Below are 16139 nucleotides of genomic sequence, written 5' to 3'. Positions count from 1 at the left end.
GACGCCGGATGCGCGAAATCCGTGACCGTTCGCCGGTTCGTGCGGACCGGGACGAATGCGACGTGGCGCGCGGAGGGCTCGGTGAGGAGGAGGAACATGCACATAGGCGTGAACGTCGGCGGCACACCCCCATTCGAGGAGATACTCGCCACGGTGCGGGCGGCGGGCGAGCTGGGACTCGACAGCGTGTCCTTCAACCAGGTGCTGGGCTGGGACGTGCTCACCCTCGCCGGAGTGGCCGGTCGCGAGGCTCCCGGCCTGGAAGTGATCACGGCCGTGGTGCCGACCTACTCACGGCATCCGGTGGCCCTGGCGCAGCAGGCGCTGACCGTGGCGGCGGCAACCGGCGGACGGCTGGTGCTCGGCGTCGGGCCGAGTCATGCGGCGGTGGTGGAGAAGGTTTACGGAGCATCGCCCGAGCGGCCCGTCCGGCACGTGCGCGAATATCTCGGTGCGCTACTGCCGCTGCTGCGCGGGGAGAGTATCGAATTCGCCGGTGAGACGCTGAAATCGACCGCCGTGGTGGAGGTTCCGCATGCCGAAGCGCCGCCGGTGCTGCTGTCCGCATTGCGTCCGGCAATGCTGGAGCTGGCCGGATCGACCGTCGACGGCATCGTAACCGTCTGGACCACAGCGGAATTCATCGCGACGAATATCGCACCCCGGCTCACCGAGGCGGCTCGCGCGGCGAACCGGCCGCGACCGAGAATCGCCGCCCTCGTCACCGCCGCTGCCGCCGCCGATCCCGTGGGGGTCTCGCGGCAGGTGGCCGAAAGGACCGCCGTCGCGTCGGATCTGGCCAATTACCGTGCGCTACTGGCACTTCAGGCGTTGGCCGGCGTGCATCAGACCGCGGTGATCGGCTCGGAGACAGCGGTGGCCGAGGGGCTGCGGGCCTACGCGTCGGCCGGTGTGACGGATCTGCTGATCAGCCTCGCCGGTGACGCGCGGGACCGCACCCGCACCCTCGCGCTGCTCGCGGACCTGCGCCGGGACCTTTCGTGAGATGCGCCTCGTCACGGCCGATCTACGAGCAGGGGCGCGCCTCGGGATGAAGTGCCCCGGCCGATCACCAGGGCAGCGGTCCGGAGATGTCGAAGTAACTCCCGGTCGGGCCGTCGGGCGGGGTCTGGGCCATGCGCACGACGATCTCGGCGGCCTGCTCGACGGTCTGGTGGCCGGAGTGGCCGTTCAGATCGGTTGCGGTGTAACCGGGTTCGACGACGTTGATCCGCATGGCCGGGAATGCCTTGGCGTACTGCACGGTGAGCATGTTGACCGCGGTCTTGGACGTCGGGTAGGCCAGGCCGGGATAGGCGTGGGTGGGAGTGCCGGGAGTCGAGGCGGCGGCGAGCGAGCCCAGGCCGCTGCCCAGATTCACCACCACCGGCGCGGCCGAGCGCGCCAGCAGCGGGAGGAAGGCGTGCATCACCCGGACGACGCCGAATACGTTGGTGTCGAACACTTCTCGGATCATCTCGCCGGTCGTCTCGCCCGCGCCGGGCACGCTGTTGTCCGGACCGCGGGTCTCGACGCCCGCGTTGTTGATCAGCACGTCCAGCCCGCCGTCGGCCTCAACGGTCTTCGCCGCGGCGGCGACCGAGGCGTCGTCGGTGACGTCCAGCTGTACCAGGCGCGCACCGATCTGCTCGGCCGCCCGGCGGCCCCGCTCGGAATCGCGTGCGCCGATGTAGACGGTGTGCCCGGCGGCGATGAGCCGACGGGCGGTTTCCAGGCCGATCCCCTTGTTCGCTCCGGTGATGAGTGTTGTGGTCATGGCTCCAGCCTGACTCCGGCCGAACCGCACAGCCAGTCGTCTGTATGTCCTGGGACTGGCGGTACCAGGCACGATGCGATCGGATATCGCAGACTGGAACCATGACGACCTCGGAGTTCGGCGCGGCGGTGCGGCGGTGGCGCGACCGGCTCGAACCGGGTCACGCGGGACTGCCCGCGGGTGAGCGGCGGCGCGCTCCCGGACTGCGCCGTGAGGAATTGGCGTTGCTGGCGGGGATCTCGGTGGATTACATCACCCGCCTCGAGCAGGGGCGGGCGTCGAATCCGTCGGCGCAGGTGGTGGAGGCGCTGGCGCGAGCGTTGCGGTTGTCCGGCACCGAGCGGGCGCATCTGTTCCGGCTGGCCGGTTTGCCGCTGCCGGATCCGGATCTGGTCCCGCGCCACATCACGGCCAGCGTGCAGCGCGTACTGGATCGCCTGACCGGGACGCCGGTCGCGGTCTACGACGCGACCTGGCAGCTTCTGCTGGCCAATCCGCAGCATGCGGCGCTGGTCGGCGATCAGTCCGGGCTGGCCGGTGTGCGGCGCAACGGTGTGTGGCGGCATTTCCTGGGGCCCGGACCCAATGCCCGCCGCACCCCGGAAGCCCTCGCCGCCTACGAGACCGCGCTGGTGACCGATCTGCGCACCGCCTCGGCCCGCTATCCGGCCGACCGTCAGTTGCAGGAGTTGATCACCATCCTGCACACCGGCAGTCCCCGATTCGCCGAGATCTGGGATTCCGGCGCGGTCGGCCGCCGTGACGCCGCCCCGAAGATCATCGATCATCCGCTGGTCGGCCCGGTGACGCTGGACTGCGACATTCTCACGGTCACCGGCAGCGATCTGCGCATCATGATCTACACCGCCGAACCGGGCACTGAGGACGCCGAGCGCCTGGCCCTGATCACCGTCCTGGGGACACAGACGCTGACCGGATGAGCGTGGATTACGCCAGCGGTGCGGATCCTGTTCGGTGTCGTGTCCGACCAGCGTGCTCGCCCGGATTTTCGGCCGATCTGCGGGTAGGGTCTGCGCCGGTTGTTGTCGTCGTCGTGGGAGTGGAATCCATGCGCATCAGAGGAACCCTTGCCGGAATGATCGCCCTGGCCGGATTGGCGGCACTGGCCGGGACGGTGGCCGCGCCGGACGCCGCCGCGCGACCGTCCATCAGCTACACGTACACCTGCACCGGGACGGACTGGTCCGGAAAAGCCTTGCAGCCGCTTACTTTTCAGCTCGCGGGCAACGAATTTCAAGCCGCGCACCGGGCGCAGACCACCTGGGGCGGCATCGCCAAGTTCGCCTCCATCGTGTGTGCCAGTCGAATTGATCTGCGCCGCAACATGATTCGGTGAGATGCCGGGTCAGACGGCGCTGTGTGGATTGCGATCCGCGTGCCGTCGAATCGGTTGCCGGGAATTCGCCGGGTCCGCGGTTCCGGAAATTCATTGGCAGCGAAGAGTATGTCTGACTAGGTTAGGCTGAGCTTAGTTTTGGCTGTCGATCGACGGCGTGTTTCCGGCGCGCGGGCGGGATCGTGGGGAGGAAGGGCTGGCGTGGCGGGAAGGACCGCCACGTCGTCGCCGAAGACTCCCACCACTACGTGCTGCACTGCGAGCCGCACCTCGTCGCCGACGAGGTGCGCCAACTGGTCGAGTCGGCCGCCGGCCGATAGTCGCGCGGTGTGCGATGCGGCCCGTGGTGAAAAACGCTCGGCAGGTGGATATCCGGACTGTTCGTGCTCCGGCGGGTGGGAAATCCTCGGGAAATACCCTGATTTAACCCTGATATCGCGGGTGACCTGGTGATTTTCTTCGGCGGGCTCGGCAGTATGGAGGATGTCGGATCACGTGAGACGAGATTCGGCGGAAAACCTTCGGGAGGATAGGACCCAATGAGCATGTTCTGGAAGATTCTGGGCGTGGTCGCAGTCGTGTGGCTGGTGTTGATCGTGGTCGGGGCGCTGGTCAAGGCGCTGTTCCCGATCCTGATGATCAGCCTGGTCGTGTTCGGGCTGTACCTGCTCTACAAGGCTGTGTCGGGCTCGAAATCGACGGTCGACAAGCTGTAGACCGCACTGCGACGGCCGCTCGGAATCCGTTCCGGGCGGCCCGTTCGTATGCGCGGTGATTCAATGGGACCCATGCATCAGGTACCCGAGGACTGGAAGACCGGACTCGTCGTCGTCGCGCATCCCGGCGATATCGAGTACGAAGCCGCGGCTGCGGTGCATCGGTGGACCAAGCAGGGCAAGCGGATCCGCTATGTGTTGGTCAGTCGCGGCGAGGCCGGTATCGCTGGATTGCCCCCGGCTCAGACCGGACCGCTGCGCGAGAAGGAGGAGCTCACCGCCGCCAATGCCGTGGGTGTGCAGGACGTGGAATTCCTCGATTACCCGGACGGCAGGATCGAGGAGAGCCTGGCGCTGCGACGGGATTTGGCGCGGGCGATCCGGCGGTATCGTCCGGAAATGGTCGTGCTGTACAACTTCCACGACACCTGGGCGCCGGGTCGCGCCAACAGCGCCGACCACCGCGCGGTCGGGCGAGCCGCACTCGATGCCATCGCCGACGCCGCCAACGAGTGGATCTTCACGGAGTTGAGCGGCCTGCCGATCTGGACGGCCCGGTGGGCGGCGGTGACCGGACCCGTTGTCACGCACGCGGTCGATGTCACCGATTCGATCGAGGCGGCGACGGAATCCATTCTGGCGCACAGCCGTTACCTCGCGGCGCTGGGATCCTCGCCGGTTCCGGTGCGGGCGCGGGCGATCGTGGAGGCCGCCACCGCGCCGATCGAGGGTTTCCCGGCCGAGCGGGCGGTCGGATTCGAGCTGTTCTACATTCGTGGCTGAGCGGCCGCGACCCGCTCGATCACCGGACGCCAGAATTCCAGCGGCGCCACCGCGAGCCCGACGACCTTGCCCGCATCGTCGGCCCGGCGCAGGGCCAGCGCGGCGGCGAATTCCGGATCGGCCTCGAATGCGACGGCCTCGGTGCTGGTCATCGGGCCGCCCTGGCTGACGAGGGTGCGTCGGCTCGAGGCGGACAGCTTCGCCGCATGCTGCGAATCCGTCGCCGCCAGATAGCGTTTCGCGACGACGTGCGGTTCGACCAGTCGCGCGACCCGCGTGCCGAGCAGCTCGCGCACCGCGGCCGCGCCGGTGCGACCGTGCCCGGCGTCGTCGCCGGGGACGAGCAGATGGCCGATGTCGTGCACCAGGCCGGCGATCTGGAGTTCCTCGCCCCCGTGCTGTCATGCTAACCAGCGCGTGCTCGCGGCCCCGTCTACGCGTGCCGGAGCCATGTGGCAGGCTGGGCGGATGCGAGTTGCTGTGGTCGCGGGACCGGATCCGGGACATGCGTTTCCGGCGATCGCGCTGTGTCTGCGGTTGCTGGCGGCGGGTGACGAGCCGGTGCTGTTCACCGGTCCGCGCTGGCTCGACGCGGCGCGGGCGTCGGGAATCGGGGTGCGGCGGCTGAAGGGCCTCGCGCCGCGCGCGCAGGACGACGATCTCGATGCCGGACAGCGCATTCACGAGCGCGCCGCGCACATCTCCACCGAGATCCTGCCCGAACTCGGGGCGATGCTGCCGGAATTGGTGATCGCCGATGTGCTCACGGTCGGTGGCGGGATGGCCGCCGAGCGGATCGGGGTGCCGTGGCTGGAGCTGTCCCCGCATCCGCTGTATCTGCCGTCGAAAGCGTTGCCGCCCATCGGCAGTGGCCTCGCGCCGGGGGAGGGATTGCGCGGGCGCGCGCGGGATGCGGTGCTGCGCGGCATGACCGGGCGCGCGATCGCCCGAGGCGAGCGTCAACGATCGGTCGCCCGCGCGAGTGTCGGTCTGCCCGCACAGGACCCGGGGCCAGCGGCCCGGCTGATCGCCACCCTGCCCGCGCTCGAGGTGCCGCGGCCGGACTGGCCGCAGGACGCGCATGTGGTCGGCCCGCTGCTGTGGGAGCCGACCGCCGAGGTGCTGCCGCTGCCGCCCGGGGACGATCCGCTGGTCGTGGTCGCGCCCTCGACCGCGCACACGGGTGTGTCCGGGATGGCGCAGACGCTGCTGGAGGCGCTGGACGGGGCCGGTGTGCGGGTTGCGTTGTCGACCCTCGACAGCCCGCCCGCGGATCTGCCGTCGTGGGCCACCGCGGGGCTGGGCCGCCAGGACGAGCTGCTGGCTCACGCATCGGTCGTGGTCGGCGGCGGCGGACACGGGCTGCTGGCGAAGTCGCTGCTGGCCGGTGTGCCGATCGTGACCGTCCCGGGCGGTGGCGATCAGTGGGAACTCTCCAATCGCGCTGTGCGCCAAGGCAGTTCGGTCCTGGTGCGGCCGTTCACCGCCGAGGCAGTTCGGTCCGCTGTGCACACCGTGCTCGCGGATCGGTCCTTCACCACCGCCGCGCGGGCCGCCGCGGCGAGCGCCGCCGAGGTGGCCGATCCGGTCGAGATCTGTCATCGCGTCCTGGACCGCGCCCGCTCCCACTGAGCCGCCCGCGACCTGTAGCCTCGGCACGGTGCGGTTGACGGAATTCCAGGAACTGTTGCATACCGAATTCGGGGTGTCCCGCGGCGACGTCCTGCTATCCGACCACGTGCTACTAGCCATGGGCGGCCGAACCGGCGCCCAGGCCATCGAGGACGGCGTGGATCCACGCGACGTCTGGCGTGCACTGTGCGGTGAATTCGACGTCCCGCGCACCCGCTGGTAGGAATCCGGGCCGTTCCGGGTGACCGGAAACGTCCATGCCCCTGAACACGGCTCGCGCCTCTGTCTCTTCGGTCGAGACAGCCGGTGCGGACATCTCGGCTGATCCGTAGTCTTCGCGCTCGTGCTGTGTTCAGCAGCGTGTCCCAGGTGCTCGCGGGGGAGCGTTCCGGCGGTGGATCCGCCGGGCCCCGGAATGTCCGGTCCGGACAGCGGATCGAGCGCGCTGACCCCGTGCTGGACGGACTTCCCTTGCGGGTTCGCCCAATAGCCCGGTGCGTTGCGCCCTCGGGGTGGATCATCGTCGGCGGATCCCGTACATGCTGTGCTGTCGGTGATGTGCGTTCGACATCGTTCGGACGCGGATGACGTGTCGAGTACCTCGCGGCTTGCTGGCATGCCGATCGGCCCGGCATCGGGCGGCTGGATCCCGCCGATCGTCCCGGTCGGCAACGAGTGCGCCGATTGAGGACGGCTGAGCCGTGGACAGGGACTTTGTGCCTGATCACAGACTCGGTCGAGATAAGAGTGAAAACGGAGCTTCCCTTAGACGGAAATGCTACTCTCGTCACTTGTTCGAACTAGATGCGTGCACGTTAGGTACTGGAAGTGCATGCGAGGACGTCGATCGGGGGCGGCGAATGAATGTCGAGGGTGTTGCCCGGCCCGGAATGTTGCTACAGTAACTGTGTTACGGAGGTTACATTCTCCTTTGAGGAGAATGAGGCTTCCTACTCCAGGAGGAGACGGGATGCCCGGGCCACCCCCCGGCGGATCCGGTCTCCGATGCCGGGCGAGTACGCAGCCCTCGTGCTGCCCGAGCGCTCGGCATGCTGCGTCGGTCGCGCAACTCGCGGTTGCGGCATGGAAGTACGCCGGATCAGGGAGGAATCGATGACCGACAGTGCCGCCGAACCCGTGGCGAGTGGAGCGAGGCCGTGATGAGCGCACCAGCGGCCGGAACGGACGTCGCCGGGCAGTCGGCGGTCGGTGAGATCAAGCGGTGGACCGGTGGGTATCTGCGCCGCCACCCGCTCGCCTCGCTGGAAACCGTAGGCGGACAAGTCATTCTGGGCGTTCAGGCCATCCGATACCTGTGCACCGACATTGCCACCGGGCAGTTTCCGTTCCGGGAGTTCGTGCAGCAGGCGACGTTCATGGCCAAGACCGCCGTGGTGCCGACCGTCGCGGTGGCGTTGCCGATCAGCGCCACCATGTCGATCCAGTTCGGCCTGCTGGCCGGGCAGGTCGGCGCGACGTCGCTGGCCGGCGCCGCGGGCGGCCTCGCGGTGATCCGCCAGGTCGCCCCGCTGGTCACGGCCATTCTGCTGGCGGCCGCGGTCGGCTCAGCGATCTGCTCGGACCTCGGCGCGCGCACGATCCGCGAGGAGATCGACGCGATGGAGGTCATGGGCGTCTCGGCGCTGCGGATGCTGGTGGTGCCCCGGCTGGCGGCCGGGATTCTGGTCGCGATGGGCCTGACCGGACTGAGCTGTTTCGTCGGATTCCTCGGCGGATATCTGTTCAACGTCTATGCCCAGAATGGCGTCCCGGGCAGTTATCTCGCGACGTTCTCCTCCTTCGCCACCATCGGCGATCTGTGGTTGGCGATGGTCAAGGCCATCACCTTCGGCGTGATCGTCACGCTCGTCTCGTGCCAGAAAGGATTGAGTACCAAGGGCGGGCCCGGCGGTGTGGCCAATTCGGTCAACGCCGCGGTGGTCGCGTCCATCGTGCTGCTGATGATCGTGAACGCCGGATTCACCGAGCTGTACACCCTGCTGTTTCCGAGGACGACTCTCTGATGGCATCACGGTACTATTTCCCGGGCACGAAAACGGCGGTGGTCGCCGGGAACACGGCAGCGGTACCGGTCATGCGACTGGGCTATATGGCCACATTCTTCTTCCGGATGATCGGCGGAATTCCCGTGGTGCTGCGGCATTATCGGGCCGAATTCCTCAAGATTCTGTCGAATGTGACCTGGGGCAACGGTTCCATCGTGGTCGGCGGCGGCACCGCGCAGGTGATTCTCGTCCTCGGGGCCGCGGCGGGCGTCGTCGTCGGCATCGAGGGGTTCAGCGCGCTGAAACTACTGGGTATGGCCCCCGCGACGGGCATGATCGCCTCGACCGTGGCGACCCGCGAACTCGCGCCGATCATGGCCTCGATCGCCTTCGCCGCGCAGGCGGGCTGCCGATTCACCGCGCAGCTGGGATCCATGCGGATCGCCGAGGAGATCGATGCCCTCGACGCGATCGCCATTCGCCCGATTCCGTATCTGGTCACCACCCGGATGCTGGCCTCGATCGTGGCGATGATTCCGCTGTATCTGGCCTGTCTGGCGGTCAGCTATCTGGGCGTGGAAATCGTCGTCGGCGTGGCGGGCGGTCAGTCGCCGGGCACCTACGAACACTATTTCCGCCTGGTGCTCAGCGGGTCGGACATTATTTATTCCCTGGTGAAGGCGATTGTTTTCGTCGTAACTACCACGACGATTCAATGCTATTTCGGCTTCTACGCCTCGGGCGGCCCGCAGGGCGTCGGGGTGGCGGCCGGGCGGGCGATGCGCGCGAGCATCACCGTGATGATCTTCGTGGATCTGATGTTGACACTGACGCTGTGGGGTTTCAACTCCGGCGCGAGAATCAGCGGGTAGCCGATGTCCATTGCATTCGAATCCGACGGCAAGGTCCTGCCCAACTGGAAACTTTTCCTGCGCGGGCTGGGATTCCTGGTCGTGCTCGTGCTGATCGGGGTCGCGATGATCGCCCGATCCCAGGGCGTGTTCGACAAGACCGTGCAGGTCACCGCCGATCTGGTGAACGTCGGCGACGGCCTGCCCAGCAAATCCGATGTGAAGTACGAGGGCGTGCTGGTCGGCATGGTGGACAGCGTCACCCCGTCCACCGACGGCGGGCCGAATCACGTGCACATCTCCCTGCTGCCGCAGTACTCCACGGGAATTCCGAGCACGGTGACCGCGCGCGTGGTGCCCAGCAACGTATTCGCCGTGCCCTCGGTGCAACTGGTCTACAACGGCCAGGGCCGGTCGCTGGCCTCGGGCGCGCACATCGCCGAGGATCGGAGCCTGGCGACCGTGCGGTTGCAGACCTCGCTGACCGCCCTGGACAAGATCGTCGCCGCGGCCGGACGTTCGGAGTCCGATCCGGTGCTGGGCATCTTGACCACGGTCGAACAGGCCACGGCCGGGCACGGCGCCCAGGCCGCGCGGGCCGGCGCCGAGCTGACCCGAATCGCCCAGGCGTTCAACGGGGTCATGGCCCCGGACGGCAGGGCCTCGATGCTCGGCACCCTCGCCGACGCACTGACCGGACTGCGCGATTCCGCACCGGATCTGCTCAGCGCGGTGCACAATGCGGTGGGCCCGCTGCGCACCGTCGCCGAACAGCGAGATCAGTTGTCCGCCTTGCTCAGTGGCGGTTTGACCACCACCGGGACGATCGGCGCGGCGCTCGAGCACAACACCGGAACCATCACCAACATGACCAGCAAGTTCTCCCCTGTGCTGGATGTACTGGCAAGGGGCAGTGCGAATTTCATGCAGATGACGACCTCGGAGACGAACCTGTCCAGCAAGTTCCGCACGCTGTGGAATCCCAAGACGCAGAACATGACCGGCAAGATCATCATCGAACTCACTCCGCACAAGCAGTACACCCGTGCGGATTGCCCGCGATACGGCAATCTGGTGGGCCCGAGCTGCGCGACCGGCCCGGCCGGAGGACCCACCATCGTCGCTCCGCACACCGCGCCCGCGAGTTACACCGGCGGCAACGTCGGTGATGTCGGCAGTGCGCGTGAACAGCGGCAGATCGCCTCGATTCTGGGCGGAAAGCCCAATGCCGCAACGGATCTGATCGTCGGTCCGCTGCTGCGGGACAACTCGGTGACCCTCACGCCGGCCTCGGATACGCAGCCCGCCGACCAGTCAGGAGCGCCTCGATGAGCTACCGCAAACCGCTGATCGGCCTGATCCTGTTCCTGACGGTCTCGATCGTGCTGACCTGGATGGTCTATATCACCCTGGCGCGCAGCGTGAGTGGGCGCACCGACAGCTACTCGGCCGTGTTCACCGACGTGTCCGGACTGCACTCGGGTGATGACGTGCGGATGGCCGGAGTGCGGGTCGGCCGGGTCAAGGCGGTCGAACTCGACGGCGTCAACGCCAAGGTGACCTTCGAGGTGCAGCACGATCAGGTGCTGTACGGAAATACCGCCGCATCGGTCACGTATCAGAACCTGATCGGGCAGCGCTATGTCGGTCTGTCGCTGGGCAATTACGGCGATCCGAGGGTGCTGCCGCCGGGCGGGCAGATCCCGCTCGCGCACACCGAGCCGTCGTTCGACATCTCCAAGCTGCTCAACGGATTCGAGCCGCTGTTCAGCATGCTCGACCCCAAGCAGGTGGACAACATCACCACCGCGGTGGTCCGGGCGCTACAGGGTGACAACGGCGCGATCACCTCGCTGATCACGCAGACTTCCCAACTGGCACAAGCCTTTTCGGGCCCGGATCAGATCCTGGGGCAGATCATCGACAATCTCGCCGGGGTGATGTCGGATCTGGCGCGCCAGAGCGGCAATCTACAGACGGTCGTGCAGCAGACGCGGCGGATCTTCGACGGTCTGTCGCAGGATCGCGACGCGCTGTTCGGGCAGGTCAGTTCGATCTCGGCGGTGGTCGGTCGCGCGGCGGCCGTGGTGCGCGGCGCTGCGCCGGCGATGAACGATTTCGTCGTCCGCCAGCCGGGATTCGCGCAGCATTTCATCACCAATAAACAGAAGTTCGAGTATCTGGGATTCAACCTGCCGTACATGTTGAAGGGCCTGTCCCGCATCACCAACACCGGCGCGTACCTCAACGCGTACGTCTGCAATGTGCAAGTGAGCGCCGTTCCCGGAATCGACCCGCTGATGTCGACGATTCTCGGGATGACGACGCCCAGTGGCAAGGTCGAGAATTCGGCGATCTGTCGATAGGGATTATGGTGAGACGACTCAGGCAAATGTGGCAGCGGATGCGTGGACGTCCGCTCGAGGAGCACGGCAAACTGCGCATCGGCATCGTCGCGATGGTCGCGCTCGTGGTCGTCGTCGGCATCACGGTCTTCGTGAACTCGCTGCATGTGGGCGATGACACCTACACCGCGGATTTCGCTCAGGCGGCCGGGGTCGGGGCGGGGGATGCGGTGACGCTGGCCGGTATTCAGGTCGGCACGGTCACCGGAACCCGGCTCGACGGCGACCACGTGGTGCTCACCATGAAACTGCACCGGGATCTACCGTTGGGCAAGGACACCAAGGCCGCGATCAAACTGACCACGCTGCTGGGATCGCGTTATGTCGAATTGCGGCCCGCGGGTTCGGGACATCTGCGCGACAACGTTATTCCGTTGTCCGACACCGAGGTTCCCTACAATTTGCAGACCGCACTGGAGAATGCCACGACCACCTTCGGCGGGATGGATGCCGATCGGATCGCCACCTCCATGCAGGAACTGAGCACCCAGTTGCAGGGCACGCCGAAGCTGGTGCCCGAGGTGCTGCAGAACGTCAAGGACCTCGCGACCGTGATCGCGGACCGGCGCAATCAATTGGGCTCCCTGCTCGCCAGCACGCAGCAGGTGACGAACGTGCTGATACAGCAGAAGGCCGAACTCGCGCAGTTGATCACCCAGGGTCGGAATGTGTTGTCGCAGATCATCTCCCGGCAGCAGGCCGTGGTGAATCTGCTCAACGCCGCCACGACGCTGATCCAGCAGCTCGAGCCGATCGCGGTGGGCGACCGCGCCGAAATACAGCAACTGCTCACGAATCTGCGGCAGATGACCGGGATGCTGGCCGGTCACGACGATCTGCTGCGAAACATCCTGCAGATCCTTCCGGTGCCGTGGCGACTGTTCGCCAATGCCACCGGCACCGGTCAGGAATTGGTCGGCAACGGACCCGACGGCGCGTTCATCGACTCGTTCATGTGCGCGCTGAGCGGATACGCCCAGAAGGTGAATCGGCCCACGTACCTGAAGGATTGCCGTTGAGTACCGTGAGTCGCGCGCTCAAGCTGCTGGTCGTCGCCGTCGCGGGCGCGGCGGTGGCCGGATGCTCGAGCGGGCCCGTCGGCGATCTGGTCGATTCCTCGATCACCGTCACCGCGAAATTCACCTCCGCCAACGGTCTGTACAACGGCAATACCGTTGCGGTACTGGGGATGAAGGTCGGCAAGGTCGTATCCGTCACCCCGCATCCGACGCACGTCGATGTGACGATGAAGGTAGACAAGTGGATCAAGATCCCCGCCGACGCGATGGCGGTCACGGTCTCGGACTCACTGCTCACCGACCGGCACGTGGAATTCACGCCCGTCTACCACAGCGGCCCGACCCTGCGCGATCACGCGGTGCTGGGCACCGACCGCACCCGCACACCGGTGGAGTTCGACAGCCTGCTGGCCATGGCGGACAAGCTGTCCCAGTCACTGGGCGGGGACGGTAAGGGCAACGGGCCGGTCGCGGGTCTGCTCGATGTGAGTTCGCAGATCGCCACTGGTAACGGCAAGGAAATGCGGGACGCGATGACCGAGCTGTCCCGCGCGCTGCGGCTCGGCTCGGACAACGGCGCCGCGACCAAGGACGCGGTGACCACGATCGTGCGCAATCTGGACGCACTGACCTCCGCCGCCGCCCGCAACGATCAGCAGATCCGCCAATTCGGTTCGGGCGTGGACACACTCAGCGGAATCCTGGCCGATCAGAACCTGGGCGCCGGGGACACCGGTAAGAAGCTCAACGAGATTCTCGTGCAGGTCGCCGATCTACTACAGCGCAACCGGGGAAATCTGCACGGCCTGGCGACCAACGCGAACACCATCACCAAGTCGATGGCCGACTACAACGACAATCTGGCCGAGTTCCTGGACATCTTCCCGATGGTCACCGACAACGTCTACAACGCCCTGGACACCAATATCGGAGCGTTGCGCGGCACCGTCGGCCTGGACAAATTCCTGCTGGACGGCCAGATGGTCAAGGAGGTCTGCAACCTACTGCAACTGCACAATCTGGGCTGCGCGACCGGCACGATGCGCGATATGGGGCCCGACTTCGGCCTCGGCGCGATGCTCACGGCGATGGCGGGGGTCCCGGCGGAACAGCAAGGGGTACCTAGACGATGACGAGATTCGGACCGAGGCGGCGACTGGCCGGACTCGCGGCGCTGGTGGCATTGTCGAGCACCGGGTGTTCGGTGAGCCTGGACAAACTCCCGCTGCCCGCGCCGGGCGTCGGCGGCGACTCCTATTCGCTGACAGCGACATTCGGCAACGCGCTCAATCTGCCGACCAAGGCCAAGGTGCGGCTCAACGGCGCCGACATCGGCGAGGTCGAGTCGATGCAGGCGAAGAACTACACGGCCGTGGTGCACATGCGGATCAAGGCCGGGGTGCTGCTGCCTGCGGGCACCTCGGCCGAATTGCGTTCGGCCACACCGATGGGCGATGTCTTCGTCGCGCTGACCCCGCCCGTGCATCCGGCCCCGGATGCCCCCCGGCTGGCCGACGGCGCCAGCATTCCCGAACAGTCCACTGCCGCGGCCGCGACCATCGAGGAGGTGCTCAGCCGCGCCGCGCTGCTGGTCAACGGCGGGGCGATCGAGAACATCACCACGCTGGCCAACAGCCTCGGCGAGGCGGTCGGCGGGCGCGGGGATCGCCTGGCCACCATGATCCAGCAGACCCGTCAGCTGGTGGACAGCCTGCTCGCGCGCACCGATCAGATTCGCAAGGTCCTGGCCACCACGAAGGATCTGAGTGCGACGCTGGCCGCGCACCGGTCCGATGTGGACGCCGCGGTGGCCGCGGCCGGACCGGCGGTGCAGGTCATCGGCGACAACACCCAGCAGATCGTCGATCTGGTCGGTCAGCTGAACCGGATCAGCCAGCAACTGGCCCAGTACCCCTCGGTGCAGGGCACCAACAACCTCAGCCTGATCAAGTCGATCAACACGATGGCCGCCAATATGAATGCCGCGGCGAACAATCCGAAGGCCAATCTCGATCCGCTCATCGCGATCCTGCCGATCGTGGTGAAGGTGACCGATGCGCAGTCCGCGCACGTGAATGTCGACATCGCCCGCCTGGCCATCGGCGCGACACCCGACATCCACTCACCCGGTGACGCGGGGGCGACCATGCCGACGCCCACCGACTGGACGAATTTCGTGGGTTCGCTGGAGTACACCCTGAACAGATTGAAGGGCCGCTTGACGGTGCCGGGGCAGGCGCCGGCGCCGGTGCCCGGCCAAGTGACAGCGCCGGGACAACTGACACTGCCCGGACTCACAGTGCCGGGGCAACCGACGGGACCGGGACGATGAGTATCTCCGCGGTGTTCGAACCGCCTGCGCGCGTGCTGGTTTCCGGCACGCGAGCGCTGACGCGGCACCGCCTGCTGACCTCGATGGTCGGTCTGGCGCTGGTGTTCGTGCTCGGCGCGGGTTATCTGCTGCTGGGGTCGCTGAAGATCGATCCGCTGCACTCGCAGTATCAGGTGCGCGTGGAACTGGCGCAGTCCGGTGGGCTGCTGCCCAATCAGGACGTCACGTTGCGCGGTGTGCCGGTGGGGCGCGTGCAGTCGGTGAGTGTGAACGGCGACAAGGTGTTCGCGGTCGCGGCGATCGACGACGGCGTGCACATTCCGGTGGGCGGTGACGTGCGAGTCGCGGCGTTGTCGGCGGCGGGGGAGCAGTATCTGGACTTCCTGCCGACCACCGACAAGGGGCCCTATCTGACCGACGGCGCGGTGGTCGATCCGTCGCGGACCACGACGCCGGTTCCGCTGGCCACCCTCCTGGATCACCTCAACGGCCCACTGCAACAGGTGGATCCGGCGAAATTGAAGGCCATCGAGAGTGAACTCGGCGTGGGGCCGAAGGGGCCGGAGAAGCTGTCCGCGATCCTGGACGGCGGCATGTTCATGCTCTCGACGCTGGATTCGGTCCTGCCGCAGACGGTTTCGCTGCTGCACAACAGCAAGTCGGTGCTGACCATGATGAGTCAGGTGAGCCCGGGGCTGCGGGTGACGTCGCGGAATCTGGCCGAGACCATGGCCGGGGTCGGCTCGATGACCGGCGGCTACCGGACCATGGTGAACGCCGTTCCGGGGATGACGACCTCGATCGATCAGATCATCGCGGACAATTCGCCGACCATGGTGCAACTGCTGGGCAATCTGACGACCACCGCGCAGATGGCCTATGTGCACATTCCGGCGCTGAACGAGTTCTTCTGGCCGCAGCAGCGCGCCGGTTCCGCGCTGGACGCCATCTCCTCGGCCTTCCACGACGGCGGGGTCTGGGCCGAGGTGGCCATCTACCCGCGCAGCACCTGCGATTACAACGTGCCGCGGCTGCCGGGGTCGGTGCCCAACTCGCCGGAGCCGTACCTGAACGTGCGGTGTACCAGTCCGGCCCCGAATCTGGTCCGCGGCGCGGCGAATGCGCCGCGTCCGCCGGGCGACAACACCGCGACCGCGCCGCCCGGCTCGGATCCGCTGCAGAGGGCGGATCCGACACCGACCGGCCCGCTATCGATTCCGACCCCGTACGGCGGCCCCCACGCCGCAGGATGACCGTGCAC

The 16139-nt window shown here is 67.0% G+C and carries 18 protein-coding genes; 16 read left to right on the top strand and 2 right to left on the bottom strand.

Features of this window, described 5'->3' with window-relative positions:
* The first annotated feature begins 96 nt into the window (after positions 1–96).
* Positions 97–1005, top strand: a complete 909-nt coding sequence (locus tag NM2_RS14335; RefSeq protein WP_067668607.1) for a TIGR03564 family F420-dependent LLM class oxidoreductase — start codon at positions 97–99, stop codon at positions 1003–1005.
* 64 nt (positions 1006–1069) lie between these two features.
* Here NM2_RS14335 and NM2_RS14330 read toward each other — a convergent pair whose 3' ends face one another.
* Positions 1070–1777: an SDR family NAD(P)-dependent oxidoreductase gene (locus NM2_RS14330; protein WP_067668605.1), complete on the bottom strand. Its 708-nt coding sequence runs from the start codon at positions 1775–1777 to the stop codon at positions 1070–1072.
* Between the two features lie 101 nt (positions 1778–1878).
* Here NM2_RS14330 and NM2_RS14325 point away from each other — a divergent pair, with 101 nt between their 5' ends.
* From NM2_RS14325 to NM2_RS14315, 5 genes are all read left to right on the top strand, one after another.
* On the top strand, positions 1879–2718 hold the full coding sequence (locus NM2_RS14325) for a helix-turn-helix transcriptional regulator (RefSeq protein ID WP_067668604.1): 840 nt from the start codon (positions 1879–1881) through the stop codon (positions 2716–2718).
* A 128-nt stretch (positions 2719–2846) separates the two neighbouring features.
* On the top strand, positions 2847–3134 hold the full coding sequence (locus tag NM2_RS14320; protein ID WP_157121082.1) for a hypothetical protein: 288 nt from the start codon (positions 2847–2849) through the stop codon (positions 3132–3134).
* Between the two features lie 182 nt (positions 3135–3316).
* Positions 3317–3454 (top strand): hypothetical protein, encoded by a 138-nt coding sequence (locus tag NM2_RS49010; protein ID WP_157121081.1) that lies wholly within the window; start codon positions 3317–3319, stop codon positions 3452–3454.
* Between the two features lie 219 nt (positions 3455–3673).
* Entirely contained in the window at positions 3674–3850 is a 177-nt protein-coding gene (locus tag NM2_RS49005) for a hypothetical protein (protein ID WP_157116702.1), read from the top strand.
* Between the two features lie 72 nt (positions 3851–3922).
* Entirely contained in the window at positions 3923–4633 is a 711-nt protein-coding gene (locus tag NM2_RS14315; protein WP_067668601.1) for a PIG-L deacetylase family protein, read from the top strand.
* Here NM2_RS14315 and NM2_RS14310 read toward each other — a convergent pair.
* Positions 4618–5010 (bottom strand): HD domain-containing protein, encoded by a 393-nt coding sequence (locus NM2_RS14310; RefSeq protein WP_157121080.1) that lies wholly within the window; start codon positions 5008–5010, stop codon positions 4618–4620. The genes NM2_RS14315 and NM2_RS14310 overlap by 16 nt on opposite strands.
* A gap of 91 nt (positions 5011–5101) precedes the next feature.
* On the opposite strand from NM2_RS14310, the gene NM2_RS14305 reads away from it, so the two are divergent.
* The 10 genes from NM2_RS14305 to NM2_RS14260 all read left to right on the top strand — a co-directional run bounded on the left by NM2_RS14305 (position 5102) and on the right by NM2_RS14260 (position 16131).
* Positions 5102–6265 (top strand): glycosyltransferase, encoded by a 1164-nt coding sequence (locus NM2_RS14305; RefSeq protein WP_067668600.1) that lies wholly within the window; start codon positions 5102–5104, stop codon positions 6263–6265.
* A gap of 28 nt (positions 6266–6293) precedes the next feature.
* A complete protein-coding gene (locus tag NM2_RS14300; protein ID WP_067668598.1) occupies positions 6294–6488 on the top strand; it encodes a DUF3046 domain-containing protein in 195 nt (64 codons plus the stop codon).
* A 937-nt stretch (positions 6489–7425) separates the two neighbouring features.
* Positions 7426–8289: an MlaE family ABC transporter permease gene (locus tag NM2_RS14295; protein WP_067668722.1), complete on the top strand. Its 864-nt coding sequence runs from the start codon at positions 7426–7428 to the stop codon at positions 8287–8289.
* Positions 8289–9143, top strand: a complete 855-nt coding sequence (locus NM2_RS14290; protein ID WP_067668597.1) for an ABC transporter permease — start codon at positions 8289–8291, stop codon at positions 9141–9143. The genes NM2_RS14295 and NM2_RS14290 overlap by 1 nt, the downstream gene beginning before the upstream one ends.
* A gap of 3 nt (positions 9144–9146) precedes the next feature.
* A complete protein-coding gene (locus NM2_RS14285) occupies positions 9147–10454 on the top strand; it encodes an MlaD family protein (protein ID WP_067668596.1) in 1308 nt (435 codons plus the stop codon).
* Complete coding sequence (locus NM2_RS14280) at positions 10451–11488, top strand: MlaD family protein (RefSeq protein ID WP_067668593.1); 1038 nt, start codon at positions 10451–10453, stop codon at positions 11486–11488. The genes NM2_RS14285 and NM2_RS14280 overlap by 4 nt, the downstream gene beginning before the upstream one ends.
* Positions 11489–11526: 38 nt before the next feature.
* Positions 11527–12546: an MCE family protein gene (locus NM2_RS14275; RefSeq protein WP_245718017.1), complete on the top strand. Its 1020-nt coding sequence runs from the start codon at positions 11527–11529 to the stop codon at positions 12544–12546.
* A gap of 5 nt (positions 12547–12551) precedes the next feature.
* Entirely contained in the window at positions 12552–13679 is a 1128-nt protein-coding gene (locus tag NM2_RS14270) for an MCE family protein (RefSeq protein WP_245718026.1), read from the top strand.
* Positions 13676–14878, top strand: coding sequence for an MlaD family protein (locus NM2_RS14265; RefSeq protein ID WP_067668586.1), 1203 nt, complete (start codon positions 13676–13678; stop codon positions 14876–14878). The genes NM2_RS14270 and NM2_RS14265 overlap by 4 nt, the downstream gene beginning before the upstream one ends.
* Positions 14875–16131, top strand: a complete 1257-nt coding sequence (locus NM2_RS14260) for an MlaD family protein (RefSeq protein ID WP_067668584.1) — start codon at positions 14875–14877, stop codon at positions 16129–16131. Before NM2_RS14265 ends, NM2_RS14260 begins: the two co-directional genes overlap by 4 nt.
* Positions 16132–16139 lie beyond the last annotated feature (8 nt).

This window comes from Nocardia miyunensis NBRC 108239 (genome assembly GCF_001613065.1).
Classification (GTDB): Bacteria; Actinomycetota; Actinomycetes; order Mycobacteriales; family Mycobacteriaceae; genus Nocardia; species Nocardia miyunensis.
This window is presented reverse-complemented; position numbering and strand designations above follow the sequence as displayed.

What these genes read in the sequence shown, in the direction of transcription:
- NM2_RS14335 (WP_067668607.1), top strand. Translation starts at nt 97, where the DNA reads ATGCACATAGGCGTGAACGTCGGCGGCACACCCCCATTCGAGGAGATA.
- NM2_RS14330 (WP_067668605.1), bottom strand. Translation starts at nt 1,777, where the DNA reads ATGACCACAACACTCATCACCGGAGCGAACAAGGGGATCGGCCTGGAA.
- NM2_RS14325 (WP_067668604.1), top strand. Translation starts at nt 1,879, where the DNA reads ATGACGACCTCGGAGTTCGGCGCGGCGGTGCGGCGGTGGCGCGACCGG.
- NM2_RS14320 (WP_157121082.1), top strand. Translation starts at nt 2,847, where the DNA reads ATGCGCATCAGAGGAACCCTTGCCGGAATGATCGCCCTGGCCGGATTG.
- NM2_RS49005 (WP_157116702.1), top strand. Translation starts at nt 3,674, where the DNA reads ATGAGCATGTTCTGGAAGATTCTGGGCGTGGTCGCAGTCGTGTGGCTG.
- NM2_RS14315 (WP_067668601.1), top strand. Translation starts at nt 3,923, where the DNA reads ATGCATCAGGTACCCGAGGACTGGAAGACCGGACTCGTCGTCGTCGCG.
- NM2_RS14305 (WP_067668600.1), top strand. Translation starts at nt 5,102, where the DNA reads ATGCGAGTTGCTGTGGTCGCGGGACCGGATCCGGGACATGCGTTTCCG.
- NM2_RS14295 (WP_067668722.1), top strand. Translation starts at nt 7,426, where the DNA reads ATGAGCGCACCAGCGGCCGGAACGGACGTCGCCGGGCAGTCGGCGGTC.
- NM2_RS14290 (WP_067668597.1), top strand. Translation starts at nt 8,289, where the DNA reads ATGGCATCACGGTACTATTTCCCGGGCACGAAAACGGCGGTGGTCGCC.
- NM2_RS14285 (WP_067668596.1), top strand. Translation starts at nt 9,147, where the DNA reads ATGTCCATTGCATTCGAATCCGACGGCAAGGTCCTGCCCAACTGGAAA.
- NM2_RS14280 (WP_067668593.1), top strand. Translation starts at nt 10,451, where the DNA reads ATGAGCTACCGCAAACCGCTGATCGGCCTGATCCTGTTCCTGACGGTC.
- NM2_RS14275 (WP_245718017.1), top strand. Translation starts at nt 11,527, where the DNA reads ATGCGTGGACGTCCGCTCGAGGAGCACGGCAAACTGCGCATCGGCATC.
- NM2_RS14265 (WP_067668586.1), top strand. Translation starts at nt 13,676, where the DNA reads ATGACGAGATTCGGACCGAGGCGGCGACTGGCCGGACTCGCGGCGCTG.
- NM2_RS14260 (WP_067668584.1), top strand. Translation starts at nt 14,875, where the DNA reads ATGAGTATCTCCGCGGTGTTCGAACCGCCTGCGCGCGTGCTGGTTTCC.